The 17,560-nt window shown below is 41.2% G+C and carries 13 protein-coding genes; 1 reads left to right on the top strand and 12 read right to left on the bottom strand.

Annotated elements, in window-relative coordinates:
- Nucleotides 1–103 precede the first annotated feature (103 nt).
- The 3 genes from NML69_RS06300 to eno all read right to left on the bottom strand — a co-directional run bounded on the left by NML69_RS06300 (nucleotide 104) and on the right by eno (nucleotide 3,070).
- On the bottom strand, nucleotides 104–940 hold the full coding sequence (locus NML69_RS06300) for an AraC family transcriptional regulator (RefSeq protein WP_084859903.1): 837 nt from the start codon (nucleotides 938–940) through the stop codon (nucleotides 104–106).
- Between the two features lie 202 nt (nucleotides 941–1,142).
- Nucleotides 1,143–1,637, bottom strand: coding sequence for a YkgJ family cysteine cluster protein (locus tag NML69_RS06295; protein ID WP_084859902.1), 495 nt, complete (start codon nucleotides 1,635–1,637; stop codon nucleotides 1,143–1,145).
- Nucleotides 1,638–1,765: 128 nt separating this feature from the next.
- Nucleotides 1,766–3,070 (bottom strand): surface-displayed alpha-enolase, encoded by a 1,305-nt coding sequence (eno, locus tag NML69_RS06290; protein ID WP_000022821.1) that lies wholly within the window; start codon nucleotides 3,068–3,070, stop codon nucleotides 1,766–1,768.
- Nucleotides 3,071–3,232: 162 nt separating this feature from the next.
- On the opposite strand from eno, the gene NML69_RS06285 reads away from it, so the two are divergent.
- Entirely contained in the window at nucleotides 3,233–3,679 is a 447-nt protein-coding gene (locus NML69_RS06285; RefSeq protein WP_254725772.1) for a DUF1694 domain-containing protein, read from the top strand.
- Here NML69_RS06285 and NML69_RS06280 read toward each other — a convergent pair.
- From NML69_RS06280 to ligA, 9 genes are all read right to left on the bottom strand, one after another.
- Nucleotides 3,676–4,791 (bottom strand): glycerate kinase, encoded by a 1,116-nt coding sequence (locus NML69_RS06280; RefSeq protein ID WP_254725769.1) that lies wholly within the window; start codon nucleotides 4,789–4,791, stop codon nucleotides 3,676–3,678. The genes NML69_RS06285 and NML69_RS06280 overlap by 4 nt on opposite strands.
- Before the next feature lie 9 nt (nucleotides 4,792–4,800).
- Nucleotides 4,801–5,445, bottom strand: a complete 645-nt coding sequence (gene serB, locus NML69_RS06275; protein ID WP_254725766.1) for a phosphoserine phosphatase SerB — start codon at nucleotides 5,443–5,445, stop codon at nucleotides 4,801–4,803.
- Nucleotides 5,446–5,503: 58 nt separating this feature from the next.
- Nucleotides 5,504–6,937: a glycogen synthase GlgA gene (gene glgA / locus NML69_RS06270; RefSeq protein ID WP_254725763.1), complete on the bottom strand. Its 1,434-nt coding sequence runs from the start codon at nucleotides 6,935–6,937 to the stop codon at nucleotides 5,504–5,506.
- The gene (gene glgD / locus NML69_RS06265; protein WP_000687049.1) at nucleotides 6,934–8,073 is read right to left on the bottom strand and encodes a glucose-1-phosphate adenylyltransferase subunit GlgD; all 1,140 of its coding nucleotides are present in this window, start codon (nucleotides 8,071–8,073) and stop codon (nucleotides 6,934–6,936) included. The genes glgA and glgD overlap by 4 nt, the downstream gene beginning before the upstream one ends.
- Nucleotides 8,063–9,205 (bottom strand): glucose-1-phosphate adenylyltransferase, encoded by a 1,143-nt coding sequence (locus NML69_RS06260; RefSeq protein ID WP_254725760.1) that lies wholly within the window; start codon nucleotides 9,203–9,205, stop codon nucleotides 8,063–8,065. Before NML69_RS06260 ends, glgD begins: the two co-directional genes overlap by 11 nt.
- Nucleotides 9,206–9,363: 158 nt before the next feature.
- Nucleotides 9,364–11,259 (bottom strand): 1,4-alpha-glucan branching protein GlgB, encoded by a 1,896-nt coding sequence (gene glgB / locus NML69_RS06255; protein WP_254725757.1) that lies wholly within the window; start codon nucleotides 11,257–11,259, stop codon nucleotides 9,364–9,366.
- 272 nt (nucleotides 11,260–11,531) lie between these two features.
- Complete coding sequence (locus tag NML69_RS06250; RefSeq protein WP_254725754.1) at nucleotides 11,532–12,956, bottom strand: NADP-dependent glyceraldehyde-3-phosphate dehydrogenase; 1,425 nt, start codon at nucleotides 12,954–12,956, stop codon at nucleotides 11,532–11,534.
- A 197-nt stretch (nucleotides 12,957–13,153) separates the two neighbouring features.
- On the bottom strand, nucleotides 13,154–15,439 hold the full coding sequence (pulA, locus tag NML69_RS06245) for a type I pullulanase (protein ID WP_254725751.1): 2,286 nt from the start codon (nucleotides 15,437–15,439) through the stop codon (nucleotides 13,154–13,156).
- Nucleotides 15,440–15,590: 151 nt separating this feature from the next.
- Nucleotides 15,591–17,549, bottom strand: coding sequence for an NAD-dependent DNA ligase LigA (gene ligA, locus NML69_RS06240; RefSeq protein ID WP_254725748.1), 1,959 nt, complete (start codon nucleotides 17,547–17,549; stop codon nucleotides 15,591–15,593).
- Nucleotides 17,550–17,560: the final 11 nt, after the last annotated feature.

The following is a 17,560-nucleotide window of genomic DNA, read 5'->3' as shown; positions in this document are numbered from 1 at the left end:
ATTGTTTTTCTCAGAAATTACCAATCCCAAACAAAGAAAAACTCTGTAAAAGGTATCTTCTACAGAGTTCGATTTGCATCTTTATAAAATGTCAGAAAATTATCTAGTTCTTAATCACTGGTATCCAGAGTTCCATTTGATAGTCTGGTGACGACATGTCTCCTTCAGTATAGACTTCAAAGTCTGGCGCTCCTGAGTGGCGATAGCCAGTTTCTGGGAAAAAGACCTCCAAGACATATTTCCAAGCATGTTGGATGCTTGCTGGTATAGGGCCTTTGACTGGTACGATTGCATATTCAGCTTCGGAGATTTCTTTGATTGACAGACCCAATTCTTCTGCTTTAGTTTTATCCGTCACATCATAAGCAGCCATATAGTTGATGATTTCGCCTTCTTTGACATCCGAGCAGACGCCAAAGTATTGGCCACTACCTAAACTTTCTAGGCTTTCAAAGCTGTGATGAGCATAGAGATACTCCCAAGCAGACGGGCATTTGCTATTGTCAATAGCTTCCAATAGGACGCCTGCCACGGTAAATGCAGGCTTCTTTTGAATCTTGATATCCATGTTCTTTCCTCCTGTGATTTTTAAGGATAATTGAAGCTTAGGAAAGACCCGATAAGGTTTTCCATTTCGAACTTCTGAGGGAGTTGCACCATGGAATTTCTTAAAGGCCGCACTAAAAGCATCCGCAGAGTCATAGCCGTATTTCATTGCTATGTCAATGACCTTCTCAGAGCTTTCACGCAAGTCTGTCACTGCTTCCGACAGCCTGCGATTGCGCAAGTATTCTGCTAATGTCATATCTGCCAGGATAGAAAATAGCCTACTAAAGAGAGGGTAAGAATAGCCCGATAGCTGCTGAAATCTTTTCATATCCACTTCTCCAGTCAGCTGCTGCTCCAAATAATCCATGGTTTGGTTGAACTGATGCATCATATTCGTTTCTTCTTACCTCCACAAGATACAAAAGTCCTTAAAAGCAAAGTGAAAATAGAAAAATTGACACTAGAGCTTCTAGTCCTAGAAATTTTTTCTTTTTCGAACAGCTTTTAGGCCACGTTCAATTCTATCTATAGTCTATCAGATATCAGATATTTCCGCCCTAGAATCTTTGTACAAGATTTAAAGGTGTAAATCTCTATAACTTATCCTTTAATTTCTCAACAAAGAGATAAGCCGCTGGGCAGGTCAAGGTATTCTTAATCGTCAAATGATTAATTTGATGGATCTTTTTGCGGTCTGTATGTGGGAATTCTCGGCAGGCCTTTGGTCGAACGTCATAGATGGAGCAGAGATTATCTCCTCCTAGAAAGGGACAAGGCATGGATTTAAAAACCTTATCACCATCTTCATCTACCTGCAGAAACTCCGCTTCAAAAGCTGGTAATTTCATCTTAAAGTACTTAGCAATACGGGTAATATCGGCTTCCTTAAAGTCAGGCCCCAATGTCTTGCAACAGTTAGCACAGGCAGTACAATCAATCTCATCAAAAACTTCTTGGTGAATCTGCTGTGCAATCTTATCTAGATTCTTTGGTGGTTTTTTCTTTAGATTAGCTAACACTTTGCGGTGCTCCTTCTGCTTTTGCAAGGCTAGCTGGTGGTAATACTCAATATCAATTTCTTTAGACATAATTTCTTTCTAATTCACGTATTTTTGTCTATTATACCATAAACACTGCCCCTTTTTTGCCCCCTAAATACAAAAATAGCCCTTCGGAAAAAATCCGAGGGGCTTCAAACCTTGTTCACTGAACTAGATTATTTTTTAAGGTTGTAGAATGATTTCAATCCACGGTATTCAGCTACTTCACCAAGTTGGTCTTCGATACGAAGCAATTGGTTGTATTTAGCGATACGGTCTGTACGTGAAAGTGAACCAGTCTTGATTTGTCCTGCGTTAGTTGCAACTGCGATGTCAGCGATTGTTGAATCTTCAGTTTCACCTGAACGGTGTGATACAACGGCAGTGTAACCAGCTTCTTTCGCCATTTCGATAGCGTCAAATGTTTCAGTAAGAGTACCGATTTGGTTAACTTTGATAAGGATTGAGTTAGCAGCACCTTCTGCAATACCTTTTTCAAGGTAAGAAGTGTTTGTTACGAAGAAGTCGTCACCAACCAATTGAACTTTACCACCAAGACGTTCAGTAAGAGCTTTCCAACCGTCCCAGTCGTTTTCGTCCATACCATCTTCGATAGTGATGATTGGGTATTTGTTTACCAATTCTTCAAGGTAGTCGATTTGTTCTGCAGCAGTACGTACAGCAGCTCCTTCACCTTCGAATTTAGTGTAGTCGTAAACTTTGCGTTCTTTATCGTAGAATTCTGATGAGGCACAGTCAAATCCGATAAATACGTCTTTACCAGGAACATATCCAGCAGCTTCGATCGCAGCAAGGATAGTTTCAACACCGTCTTCAGTTCCTTCGAAACGAGGAGCGAATCCACCTTCGTCACCTACGGCAGTTTCCAAACCACGTGATTTAAGGATTTTCTTAAGTGCGTGGAAGATTTCAGCACCCCAACGAAGAGCTTCTTTGAATGATGGTGCACCAGCAGGCACGATCATGAATTCTTGGAAAGCGATTGGAGCGTCAGAGTGAGAACCACCGTTGATGATGTTCATCATTGGAGTTGGAAGAACTTTAGTGTTGAATCCACCAAGGTAGCTGTAAAGTGGGATTTCAAGGTAGTCAGCAGCAGCACGAGCTACAGCGATAGACACACCAAGAATTGCATTTGCACCCAATTTACCTTTGTTAGGAGTACCGTCAAGTGCGATCATAGCACGGTCAATAGCTTGTTGGTCACGTACATCGTAGCCGATGATTGCTTCAGCAATGATGTTGTTTACGTTGTCAACAGCTTTTTGTGTACCAAGACCACCGTAACGAGATTTGTCACCGTCGCGAAGTTCAACTGCTTCGTGTTCACCAGTAGAAGCTCCTGATGGAACCATACCACGTCCGAAAGCACCTGATTCAGTATAAACTTCTACTTCAAGTGTTGGGTTACCGCGTGAGTCTAGGACTTCGCGAGCGTAAACATCAGTAATAATTGACATTTTTTACTCTCCTTTGAGTTAAATTTTTTACACCTCTATGATACCTTAAAAATAAGCGTTTTTCAAGAAAAAACGTTATCTTTGTGCAAATTTTCCTTAACTTTATAAAGTAATCGCTTTCTTTTGTCTGTTTTCTTGCGATTTTTGTGATATACTGTTTTTATGACAGATTTATCAAAACAACTACTAGAAAAAGCTCATGGTGGGCCGAAATTAAACCCAGATGAACAACGCCGCTACCTCGGTACTTTCGAGGAAAGAGTTCTAGGCTATGCGGATGTTGAGACAGCCAATAGCCTTCAGTTACAAAAGGGATTTTTAACGATTTTGGAACATTTTCAAGAAAAGACAGAACCTCTTTTTGTGAAGATTTCACCAAATATCGAGTTTGACAAACAGGTCTTTTACTTAAAACAAGCAAAGGAAAGCAACTGTCAGGCTACTATTGTTTCAGATGATCATATCACCTCTCCTTTCGGTCTTGTCATTCATACAAATGAATCTGTTCAAGTAGACGAGAAGGACCTTAGACTTGCTTTCTCAGACCTCTGGGAAGAGAAAAAGGCAGAGGCTCCTAAAAAATCCATCTGGAAAAAATGGTTTGGTTAATCCTTTCTCATATTTAATAAACGGCCAATATTAGTAGCTGTGTGCTCCAAATAGAGACTTGCATTTTTCAAACTATTCTCTAAAGGTTCACATTTCTCTAAAATGGAAAATGCTGCTTGTATATTTTCGAATGGTAGGGGAGGCAAATCCTCAGAAAGACTACCGCAAATAGCGATAACAGGAACTCCGTTAGGGGTTCTTTTTGCTACACCGATAGGAGCTTTCCCAGCGAAGCTTTGACTGTCCAGTCTGCCCTCTCCAACAATAACCAAGTCGGCATCTGAAACTTTCTTGTCAAAGTCTATCAAATCCAAGCAAGTATCAATCCCAGATACGATACAGGCCTGAGCAAAGGTACAGAGCCCAGCAGCAATGCCACCGCCGGCTCCTGCTCCTTTAAGAGACAGGGTGGAAGGTGAGAATTTTTCATAGAACTCCTGTATAGCCAGATCTACTGTCTCAAACAAAGCAGATTCCAAGCCCTTTTGTTTTCCAAATGTATAGGTTGCTCCTTGATGACCACATAAAGGGCTCACGACATCTGCTAAAATGCGGATTTTCACATCTTCAGGAATCCTATACAACTCACTGTCTGAAACTGACTCGAACTCAAGTAATGTCTGACCGCAAGCAGGCAATTCTTTTCCCTTCTTATCATAAAAACGATAACCTAAACCAGCAACAATGCCTATCCCACCGTCATTACTAGCCGTACCGCCAACTCCGATATAAATTTCTTTCATCCCTTGATCAATGAGATGGTGAATCAGCTCTCCAATTCCTCTGGCTTGGATGTGGAGAGGGTTTCGTTTCTCACGCGGAATCTTTCCAAGACCAACCAAGTCAGCAACTTCGAAGAGCGCTATTTGATCTTTTTGAAAGTAGCGCATTGATTCTTTTAGCCCAAAAGGCCCCGTCACCTCTTGCCATTTTTCTTCGAGTTCAAGAGAATGGCGAATAGCATCTACAGTTCCTTCCCCACCATCACCAACAGGACAGAGCAGACATTCTACATCCGCTATTGACTGTTCGAAGCCTTTTTTTATAGCTTGAGCGACCTCTTCTGCTGTCAAACTTTCTTTAAAAGAATCAGGTGCAATTACAATTTTCATAGTTCCCTCTCATTCTAAGAAATCAATCAAAGGAAGAACTTCCAAAAAATCCCTCGTATCTACATGACAAGCTATCTCTGCTTTTACGACCTCTTTGGCACAAAAGGCTATACCGTGGCCTGCTGTCTTTAACATCAAGAGGTCATTGGCACCATCACCGATAGCAATCGTTCTTTCTTTGGGGAGTTCTAATTTCTTTCTCCATTTCTCAAGAGTAGCTTGTTTTTCTTGGGCTGTAACAATTTCACCAACTGATTTTCCTGTTAAAAAACCGTCTTTGACTTCTAACTGGTTGGCAGAGAAATAGGAGATACCAAGGGATTCTGCTAATCTCTCAACTATTGGTGCAAACCCACCAGAAACTAGACCGACTAGAATGCCCTTCTTTTGAAGTACGGAGATAAATTCTTGAGCATTCTTGGACAGATGAATGGATTTGAAGACAGTATCAAAGACCGAAACCGGAAGGCCTTTTAACAAAGCCACTCTTGCTCTTAAACTTGTTTCAAAATCCAATTCACCTCGCATTGCCTGGCTTGTAATCTGCGATATTTCTTCTTCGCAACCTGCTTCTCTTCCCAACAAATCAATCACTTCTTCTAGGATTAAGGTCCCATCAACATCCATGACACAGAGCCCCATTACTTGAGTCATCAGTTCTCCTCTCTAAACAGCCCAAAAATCGTATGAAGTCATCATACGATTTTATCTATTAGTTGACTAAACTATGGTACAAGTCCAGGTAAGATTTACAGGCTGTATCCCATGAGAAATCGCATTCCATAGCTTGTTTTTGTAGATTTCTCCAAACGTCCGGCTGGTACTTATAAACATCCAAGGCTGTTTGGAAACTCCAGTTGAGCCAGTAAGGTGTTAAATTATCAAAGCTAAATCCAGTACCAGTTCCCTCGATTGGATTGAAGGATTGAACCGTATCACGCAAGCCACCCACTTCATGAACCAATGGTAGAGTTCCATAACGCATAGCCATCATTTGTGACAAGCCACATGGTTCAAAACGACTTGGCATGAGGAAGAGGTCACAAGCTGCATAAATTTCTTGAGCGAGCTTGACGTCAAAAGTGATATTTGCTGATAGTTTGTCAGGATAGACTTGCGCAAACCAGGAGAAGGAATGTTCAAAAGCTGGGTCACCTGTTCCTAAAAGGACTATTTGAACGTCCTCTTGTAAGAAACGGTGCAAGCTTTCTACCACAACATCAAAACCTTTTTGGCGCGTCAAACGAGAGACAATCCCAACTAGAGGAACATCTGCTCGGACAGGTAACCCAACTCGCTCTTGTAATTTTGCTTTGTTTTGCGCTTTTCCAGACAAATCTTCCTTATCAAAATGATAGTCTAAAAGTGGGTCTGTTTGAGGATTATAAAGATCTGCGTCAATACCATTGACAATACCTGAAACCTTACCTGACTCCATGCGAAGAATCTGGTCCAAACCGCAACCAAACTGACTGGTCATAATCTCATGCGCATAGCTAGGGGAAACGGTTGAAACACGATCCGCGTAGAGAATCCCTGCTTTCATCCAGTTGAGACAATCATTCCAGCGAAGGGTGCCATCAGCATAGCGTTCAAACCCAACACCAAACAAATCCCACAACATTCCTTCAGAAAATTGACCTTGAAACTCCAAATTATGAATAGTTAAAACTGTTCTGATTCCTTGATATGCTTGAATCCAATGGTACTTTTCTTTTAACAAGAAGGGAATCATGGCTGTGTGGTAATCATGAACATGGAGAAGGTCAGGGATAAAGCCGATGCGTTCCATGGCTTCAAGAGCAGCCAGTTGGAAAAAGGCAAAGCGCTCACCATCGTCAAAATCACCGTACACATGGCCACGGAAGAAATAATATTGATTATCAATGAAGTAGAAGGTAACCCCATTCAAGACCGTTTTTTTAATACCACAGTACTGTCTACGCCATCCTACACTGACTTCAAAGTGGAGAACATCCTCTATCTGGTCACCAAACTTAGCTTCTACCATATCATAGTAAGGCAAGAAAGCTGCAACTTCATGCCCCGCTTTTACAAGTGATTTAGGAAGTGCGCCAATGACATCACCCAAACCACCTGTTTTTGAAAAGGGCGCTCCTTCTGCTGCTACAAATAAAATTTTCATGAATAAATGTCCTCTGTTACTGTTTCACCCTTCTTAACTACAACTGGATGTTCTGCTGTTCCTCGAATGACAACACCATCTGCAACTTCAACTCCTTTGTCTAGGATGGCATATTCAACTTGAGCACCTTGACCAATCACAACTCGAGGGAATAAAATGCTGTCCTTCACCACACTATCTTTATGAACATAAATGTTACGAGATAGAACTGACTGAACTACTTCACCCTCAATGATACTACCAGAAGCAAACTGAGAAGTACTTACTTTTGAAGTATTCGCATAGTAGGTTGGTTCTTCATTCTTAACTTTTGTATAAATCTTTTGATTTGGTGAGAAAAGAGAGTAGAATTTTTTAGATTCAAGCATATCGATGTTTGCTTGATAATAGGACTGAACAGAATGAATGTTCGCTAAGTAGCCTGTGTATTCGTAAGCAAAAGCTCCTTCTTTTGCAGCTAAATCGCGAAGAACATAGCGCAGCTTTTCAGGATATTCTTTCTGAGCCTCTTCTTCAAGTCGTTCAATCAACCAAGGAGTATCCACAACAAAGATATCTGTAGACATGTTAAAGAGTTCATCCGTAGACTTGTTATCAAAGAGTTTGTGCGAACGAACATGGTCAGTTTCATCAATTTCCAAGATAGCATTCACATCAGAAATGTCTTTCTTCGGAAGTTTCTTATATACAACTGTGATCGGACCTTTCGTTGTATTGTGTAGGTGGAAGACTTGATTCAAGTCAATATTCACCAGCACATCGCAGTTAATCGAAACGGTTTGGTTTGAACCTGAACGTCTCAAGTAGGTAAGAAGTTGTTGGTAATACTCTTTTCCAACTGTACTGCTTTCAACACGAGTATTATAAATTCCTAGATAGTAGTGACTTAGAAGGGTGGACAAGCCCCACTCACGACCTGAACGGATATGGTCGAATACTGAGCTGATATTATCTTGTTGGAAAATACCAAAGATACTACGAACACCTGCATTTGCAAGACTGGAAAGGGGGAAGTCAATCAAACGGTATTTCCCACCGAAAGGTAAGCTAGCTACCGGACGGTGTTCTGTTAACGTTGACATATCATGAAAACCAACTGTGTTTCCTAAAATGGCTGAATATTTATCAATCTTCATCTGTTGCTACCCCCACTACTTCATTGTATCCTACTACTTGTACTTCGTCAGTTCCGTCAATCTCTACGCCGTCTGCAATAATGGCACCTTCACCAATAATAGCACGAGTAATCTTTGCTCCATGGCCAATAATAGCCCCACTCATGATGACAGAATCAACGACCTCGGCTCCTTCACGTACTTGTGCTTCTGTTGAAAGAATCGAACGTTTTACCGTTCCATCTACAAAACAGCCATCCACGACCAATGAATCTTCAACGTGTGCATGTGCTCCAAAGAAGTTGGGTGGTGAAATCAAGTTTCTTGAGTAAATTTTCCATTGACGATTGCGGCTATCCAAGGCATTTTCTGGCGAAATGTACTCCATATTGGCTTCCCAAAGTGACTCAATCGTACCAACGTCTTTCCAGTAGCCATTAAATTCATAAGCATAGACACTTTCACCAGACTCGAGATAGTTAGGAATAACGTTCTTCCCAAAGTCTGACATATCCACATTACTCTTTTCAGCAGCAACAAGCATATTACGAAGTCGTTTCCAGTCAAAAATATAAATTCCCATAGAAGCCTTTGTAGACTTAGGTTGCGCAGGTTTTTCTTCGAATTCAACGATACGGTTATTGGCATCTGTATTCATGATACCAAAACGGCTAGCTTCTTTGAGAGGTACGTCTAGGACAGCTACTGTCAAACTGGCATTGTTATCTTTATGTGACTGAAGCATATCATCGTAGTCCATCTTGTAGATGTGGTCACCAGAAAGAATCAAAACATACTCAGGATTAACACTGTCGATGTAGTCAATGTTTTGGTAGATAGCGTGACTAGTCCCTTCAAACCAACGGTTTCCTTCACTGGCTGAATAAGGTTGTAAAATAGAGACACCTGAACTGATACCATCCAATCCCCAGCTAGAACCATTTCCGATATGGTTGTTCAAAGCAAGAGGTTGATACTGCGTAATCACACCAACATTATGGATTCCAGAGTTTGCACAGTTGGAAAGAGCAAAGTCAATGATACGGTAGCGCCCACCGAATTGCACTGCCGGTTTGGCAATGCTTTGAGTGAGTTTTCCGAGACGAGTTCCTTGCCCACCCGCAAGGATCAAAGCTAGCATTTCATTCTTCATTTTCTACTCCTTTATAAAGACATGTGAACGTTAAAATCGAAAGAAGGTCGGAAGTCAAACTTTTTTATAAAAATAATAGGAAATCCATTTCTCTTGTGTTTCAAGTCCAATACAAGTACATCCGTTTTTAAAATCTAAAAAATATCATCATCAGCCCATTATTCTTTTTTCTTGGTTGGTTTCAAACGACGCTTGATCTTCCAGATGCTTGCTCCCATGGCAGGCAGGGTAAAGGTCAAAGTCTGCTCATAATCTTTCCATAAGCCTTCTTGAGTCTGAACTGTTTGATTGTGCTCTTTCCACACACCTCCCCATTCTTCTAGTTCTGTATTCCAAACTTCTTCGTAAATACCTGCAACAGGTAAACCAATCGTAAAGTCCTTACGTTCAACTGGTGCCATATTAAAGACACAGACTAACACTTCGTCCTTCTTGCCCTTACGAATAAAGGAAAGGACACTCTGATCTCTATTATCAGCATCGATAATCTCGATACCATCATAACTAGTATCAATTTCCCAAAGACAGCGATGGTCTTTATAGAATTGATTCAGTTGTGAAGTGAAATGCTTCATCTTGGCATTCATCGGATCTTCTAGATTAGACCATTCCAACTGCTCCTCAGACTTCCACTCGAGGAATTGCCCGTACTCACTACCCATGAACAAGAGTTTCTTACCTGGATGACAAATTTGATAGGTGTAGAGATTGCGCAGACCAGCGAACTGATTGTAGCGATCTCCCCACATCTTATGCATCATACTCTTCTTACCATGAACTACCTCATCATGTGAGAAAGGTAAGAGATAGTTTTCATTGAAGACATACATAAAGCTGAAGGTCACAAGATTAAAGTCATACTTACGATAAATCGGATCTTCCTCGTAGAAACGGAGGATATCATTCATCCAGCCCATATTCCATTTATAGTCAAATCCAAGGCCACCCATTTCTTTCATACCAGTAATCTTTGTCGCTGATGAACTTTCTTCTGCAATCATCATGATATCTGGATGAGCTAGCTTGACAACTGTATTCAAACGTTGAAGGAAATAATAACCCTCATAGTTAAGGTTTCCACCGTCTTTGTTTGGAGTCCAAGGAGCATTATCATAATCTAGATACAGCATATTGCTCACTGCATCAACCCGAATACCATCTAAGTGGTAAAAATCAATCCAAAATTTAATACTTGAAATCAAGAAAGACTGGACCTCATTTTTCCCGAGGTCAAAATTCAGCGCACCCCAACCGTAGTTATGAGCCTTGTTGTGATCTTGGTATTCAAAAGTTGGTGTGCCGTCATAATATGCTAATGCATCATCATTAATAGTGAAATGACCTGGAACCCAGTCTACGATAACACCGATATTATTTATATGACACTCTTCAACGAAATCTTGGAATTCCTCAGGTCTACCATAGGAATGTTCAAAAGCAAAGTAACCCATAAGTTGATAGCCCCAGCTCAATCCAAGTGGGTGAGCCATTAAAGGCATGAACTCAATATGTGTATAGTTCATCTCAACCAAGTATGGAATCAACTCGTCCTTCAGTTGCGAAAAAGTATAAGGACTACCATCTGGATTTCTCTTCCAAGACCCTGCATGGGCTTCGTATATATTAACTGGTCTCTCGAAAAATCCCAAACGTTTGCGACGTGCTAGCCAAAGACCATCTTTCCATTTCTTTTCACGGATATTGGTCAGAACTGCTCCTGTACCCGGTCTAGCTTCAAAATAAACTGCTAACGGATCAATCTTCATAATCTGGTGACCATTTGCACGCGTGATATGATATTTATAAATCTGACCTTCCTGAGCCTGACTGGTAAAGACTTCCCAAACACCTGCTTCATTACGAACCATAGGAATTTGATTCTCAACCCAATTAGTAAAATCACCAACTAGATGAACTGCTTGTGCATTTGGTGCCCAAACCCTAAAGGTATAGCCTATTTCTCCGTTTTTCTCCTCTCTATGCGCTCCTAAATAATGCTGGAGGTGAAAGTTCTCACCTGTAGTAAAGGTTCTTAATGCTTCTTGATTATTCATTCAATCCCCTTTCTTTTGTAAGCGTTTTCTATAATTCTATTATACACTCTTTTAAGATAACTTTCAAGTAATTTACGAAGGAAATCATATTTTTTTATGAAAGCCTTCAAAAAATTTCCTAGCATTTTAAAAAATATATCCAGAAAATAGAATACGAAACAATTTCCATATATTTTTTTATTATAATACCAGAATATTCGTTTTTTATCAATTTTAAACTGTATTTTTTTGAAAAAAATAAAATCAGGAAGTCGTTTTCCTGATTTTATAAATTATTTCACATCAAAAACAATGGATTTAACATTTGTCATCGCTTCGATACTGTATTTAATTCCTTGCACTCCTGCACCAGAACCTTTTACACCAAGAAATGGGAAATTATCTGGTCCGCGTTGTGTTTTATTATTAATATGAACGGTTCCCACTTCAAGTTTTTCAGCGATTTCAAACGCCTTCTTAAAGTCATTTGTAAAGACTGAAGATTGAAGACCGAACTCTGATTCATTAGCAATTTCTAGTGCTTCGTTGGCATCTGCAACTCGGATAATTGGGAGAACTGGTCCAAATGGTTCTTCCCAGGCTAATTTCATATCTCTTGTGACATAATCAAAAAGTCCTGGCCAAATGAGATTGTTCTCACGTTTGATTGTGCTGAGCGCTTTGGCACCCTTTTCCTGAGCGTCCTGAATCAATCCCCAGATGAAATCAGCTGAAGCATTGTCAATAACAGGTGTGATATCAGCATTGTCAAATGGATCACCGACAGTTAGCTTAGCAACTTCAGCCTGGAGCAATTCAGCCAATCTGTCTGCTACGCTTTCCACAACCAAAACACGTTTGATAGCGGTACAACGCTGCCCAGAGTAGCTAAAGGCACCACCTACGATTTGCTTAGCTGCATTTTCTAAATCTGCATTTTCTAAGACAATTGCTGCATCTTTCCCACCAAGCTCCAGCATAATCGGGCGCATACCAGCCAAACGACCGATACGCTCACCAATCGGTGTTGAACCTGTAAAGTTAATGAAGTTCACTTCCTTGTGTTCGATGATGTAGTCTCCAATTTCAGAACCACGTCCAGTGATGGTGTTGAAGACACCTGCTGGGATTCCGGCTTCGTCAAATGCTTTAGCCAACAAGAGACCAGAAATAGATCCTTGTGTTGGTGGTTTAAACATAACGACATTTCCTGCAATCAAGGCCGGGGCAATCTTGGATCCAGAAAGGTTGACTGGGTAGTTAAATGGCGCGATAGCTAAAACGACACCAACTGGCTCACGACGAATAACGGCTAGTTTGTTTTTACTTGCGGCTTCAAAACCGCCACCTTCCATTGCTTGTCCAGTGATACGGAGACCTTCCTCAGCAGCAAAACGAATCAAATCTGCTGTACGTACTACTTCTCCAATAGCTGCTTTAATCCCTTTTGCAACCTCCTTAGCAAGAATGGTACCAATTTTTTCTTTATCACGTTCCAAAATGTCTGCTGTCTTATGCAAATAAGCTGCACGCTCAACTGGTGCTAAATCACGCCATGCTGGGAGAGCTGTACGCGCTGCTTCCATAGCCTCATCTACTTCAGCCTGACTCATAGCGGGTACTGTCCCCAGTTTTTCCTGATTGATGGGAGAATAGATGGCAATCTCATTCTCTGATGATTTCCATTTTCCATTCACTAAATTCTGATAATTTGTCAAATTCTCTTCCTCCTGAAAATGATTAAACCTTATTTTATCAAATTTTCAGAAAATTACAACCCCTTTTTAGAAAATATTGATATTTTTTTCACAAACTTGATTCTTCAAATTATTTGAAATTTATTCCTATTAGATATTGGTTTTTCAATAAAAATCAAAAAAGGTCTAGAGTTAACTAAACCTTTTTGTAGTTTTTACTATGAAAGTACCTTCAAGACTGCAACGCTGATATCATCAATCACATTAGACTCTTGAGAACGACTATTGGACACCAGCATTTCTAGATTTCCTGCATTTTCAAAGTAGAAGGAAGTTCCCTTGGCATTGAATACCACCAATAAGTGCTCTGATCCACCGTGAATTTCGTAAACAATCCACCCACTATTTTCAGCAGCTGTATGGACGAAGACATGACGATAAACTTCTTCGTATGTAGGATAAGAGAAAGCCCGCCTTTGTGTTTTTAGGCGAATAATCTGGCGAATAAAGTCAATGCTCTCTTGTCTCTCATTGATTAAATCCCAGTTGACCTGGTTGACACTATCTGGAGCATTGTAACTATTCATAGCCCGTTCTCTATCTGCCGGAGTCAGCTCACCATTTTCTCCTGTAGCAAGGAGTTTGGTGCGACCAAATTCTTGCCCCAGCTCTATAAAGGACATCCCTTGCATAAGAATGCTCATCGCTGTTGCTGTCTCGACCTGACGCATAATCTTATCTGAACTGTGATCTGGGTGAAGGGTTGCTAACAAATCATGCAAGTTGTAATTATCATGGGCTTCCACGTAGTTAAGAACTTGGTTTGGACTAAGATATGAACCCAACTCTCGGCTACCAAGAATAGCTTTGGCTACAATCGGTTCTGTAGCTGCACCGCTAACAAATCCTGCCTTGATTGAGCCGTAAACTTCTCCTCCTTTGATGGCATCACGCTGATCGTCGTTGAAGAATCCAATATTTGGCATCTGGTAGGCGTTGTCCTTCTTGGCCTTATCATAAGGTGCAAGACCTGTTCCCATATCCCAGCCTTCTCCATAGGTGATAATACGGGGATCAACTTCATCAAGTGCCCAACGAATTGCCTGCATGGTTTTAACATCGTGAATTCCCATCAAGTCGAAACGGAAACCGTCAATATTGTATTCTTTCACCCAATAAAGGAGTGAGTCAATCATATACTTGCGGTACATTTCGTGTTCGCTTGCGGTTTCATTTCCTACACCTGTTCCGTTTTGGAAGGTTCCATCTGGATTCATACGATAGTAATAATCGGGAACAGTTGTTTGGAAAGGTGCATCAACCGTTGAGAAGGTATGGTTGTAAACGACATCCATAATGACACCGATTCCCGCATCATGATATGCCTGAATCATGGTCTTAAGGTCTCGAATAACCTGTCCAGGATCATCTAGATTGCTAGAGAAACTTGGTTCTGGTGCATTGTAGTTTTGAGGGTCATAACCCCAGTTATAGGTTGCATTCCCGTCCTCGTCATATTCCTTATGGCGATCAAAGATTGGTTGGAGCTGAACATAATTACAGCCGAGTTCTTTGATATAATCAAAGGCTGTTGCTTGACCATACTGGTTAATCGTTCCTGTCTGCGCAGCCCCAAGGAAGGTCCCTCGAAGGTTTTCTGGAACTCCAGATGTCGGCGATTTTGTAAAATCACGAATATGCATCTCACAGATAACGGCTTTACATGGATTTTCCAAACGCCAAGGGGCGTCTGTCCCATGTTTGACTTTAAATCCTTCTACCTGTCTATCTTGCTGAGAGAGGATGACAGAACGTTTCCCATCAGGACTTGTAGCGATAGTGTATGGGTCTCGTATCAAGGTCTGGTGGTGCGGAAACTCAATCTGATACTGATAGGCTTTACCTGCAAGATTTTCATCCAGGTCTACACTCCAAACACCAATAGTATTGTACTTATGACTATATGAATAGCTATTCCCACGCTCTAGATTATAGGTTTTCCAAATCGGAGCATCGTTGCTGGTATTTTCATAGACAACCACCTGTACAGCTGTAGCTGTAGGAGCCCAGAGTTTAAAGCTTGTCTGGTAGTCAGAGATACTATACCCCAACTCTCCTTGGTATCCCCAATGGTGATCAAAACTTTCACTGTGAAAGGCTTTATCAAAAGCAAATGGGTTTCGATCTTTATAGCAAGAACTTGCAATGGCTGGATTTTCAGAATAATAAACCGTCTCATCACCATCCAAAATCCAAACCTCAGTCAACAGTGGGTAATAGTTAAACCGTAGGAGATAGTCTTTTGTCTTTCCATCTATTTCGACAGAAAAGGTCAGAGTATCGAGTCTTTCTGCACTTGTAACTGTAAAGGAGAATTTTGCTCCAAAATAATCATTTTCATAATACAAATTTTCTTTAACATCTGCTTGTTTTCTACTGAATGAACAAGCATCATAATCCCCATTCTTTCGGTGAAAATGGATGACTACTGGGTATCTATACATTTCTTTTCCTAATTCCTAATTTCAATTTTTTTATGTGGTGCTGAAGAATTTAGCGGGAATTTCAGCACAATAGAGAATAGCATTAATAGATATAAAAACACATCAGGAGAGATAGTTCCAGACTATCTAACATCTAGTTTTCAACTATTCTTTACAAACTTTCTAGCCAAGCTTCATCTCGAACTTCGATACCAAGTTCTTGTGCTTTTTGGAGCTTGCTTCCTGCATCTGCTCCTGCTACGACAAGATTCGTTTTCTTAGAAACACTGCCTGTGACTTTGGCACCCAGACTTTCGAGTTTGCTTTTGGCTTCTGAGCGCGTGAGACGTTCCAATTTTCCTGTTAATACAACTGTCAAACCTGACAAGGCCGCATCTGCTACTACTGTCTGTCCCTTGTAGTCCAGATTGACTCCAGCTTCTTTCAACTCATCTAAGAGAATCTTCGATCCTTCTGTAGCAAAGTAAGTCTGAAGGCTTTGGGCAATCACTCCACCCAAGCTCTCGATACTTGCTACTTCCTCTGGGTCTGCTTGGGCTAGATTTTCAATAGAGTGGAAATGTTGGAGCAAGAGTTGGCTAGCCTTGCTTCCGACATGGCGAATTCCCAGACCAAACAAGAGCTTTTCAGCAGAGTTTTCCTTGGATGCTTGAATGGCTTGATACAGTTTAGAGGCTGATTTTTCCTTGACACCTTCTAAAAGGAGGAAATCGTCTTCTTTCAAATGGTAAATATCCGCCACATCCTTGACTAAATTGGCATCAAAAAGTTTTTCAACGATAGATGGGCCAAGGCCTGTAATATTCATGGCGTCTCGAGAGGCAAAGTGAATCAAACCTTCCATGATTTGGGCAGGACAGCGAGGATTGATACAACGAAGAGCCACTTCATCTTCAAAATGAAGCAATTGACTGTCACAGCTCGGACAGTTAGTCGGAATATCTAGTTTTTCTTCAGAAACACGCTTGGACTCTACTACACGCAAAACAGCAGGGATGATATCTCCAGCCTTATAAACGATAACCGTATCGTCTTTTCGGATGTCCTTTTCAGCAATATAATCTACGTTGTGAAGAGTGGCACGGCTAACAGTTGTCCCAGCAAGCTGAACGGGTGTTAGATTGGCAGTTGGCGTGACAACTCCAGTACGACCTACTGTCCAGTCAACTGAAAGGAGTTGGGCTTCTTTTTCTTCGGCAGGAAATTTATAGGCGACTGCCCACTTGGGTGCTTTAACGGTAAAACCGAGCTCTTCTTGACCTGCTAGGTCATTGACCTTGATCACCACCCCATCGATATCGTAAGGTAGTTTCTCCCGTTCTTGTCCTACTTCTTGGATAAAATTCCATATCTCATCCATGCTTTCAGCCAAGATTCGTTTAGAATTAACCACAAAGCCAAGCTGTTCAAGGTGCTCCAAGACCTTTTCTTGGCTATCACGAGTAGAAGGGCTGGCTTCTTGATAGAGGAAAGTGGCAAGATTGCGTTTGGCCACTACTGCTGTATCCAACTGACGGAGGGTTCCTGCAGCTGCGTTACGAGGATTAGCAAATTCAGGCTCTCCATTTTCTTGGCGAGCTTGGTTGACCTGGTCAAAGGAAGCGCGTGACATGTAACACTCTCCACGAACAGTGATATCAAGTTCTTCTGGCAAGGTCAAAGGAATGTCCTTGACACGCTTGAGGTTCTCTGTGATATTTTCACCAACAGAACCATCCCCACGTGTCGCACCGACTACCAAAATTCCCTTTTCATACGTAAGTGAGATAGACAAACCATCGATTTTCAGCTCACAAATATAAGTGGGATGTGGTAACTCCTTTCGAACACGCGCATCAAAAGCTTCTAACTCTTCACGTGAAAAAGCATCCTGCAAACTGTATAGAGGATACTGATGACTGTATTTTTCAAAACCATCTAAAACCTTACCACCAACACGATGGGTCGGACTGTCCGCTAAAACTTGATCCGGATAGGCGGCTTCCAATTCGACCAACTCTCGGTAGAGACGATCATACTCGCTATCTGACACCGAGGGATTGTCGCTCGTATAGTACTCGGTCGCATAGCGGTTGAGCAAGGCAACTAACTCATTCATTCTTTCATTCATAAAACTATTCT

The sequence above is a fragment of the Streptococcus sp. CF8-6 genome, assembly GCF_024295845.1.
Classification (GTDB): domain Bacteria; phylum Bacillota; class Bacilli; order Lactobacillales; family Streptococcaceae; genus Streptococcus; species Streptococcus oralis_BO.
Note: the sequence above shows the minus strand (reverse complement) of the source record. Positions and strands in the feature narration are given on the sequence as shown.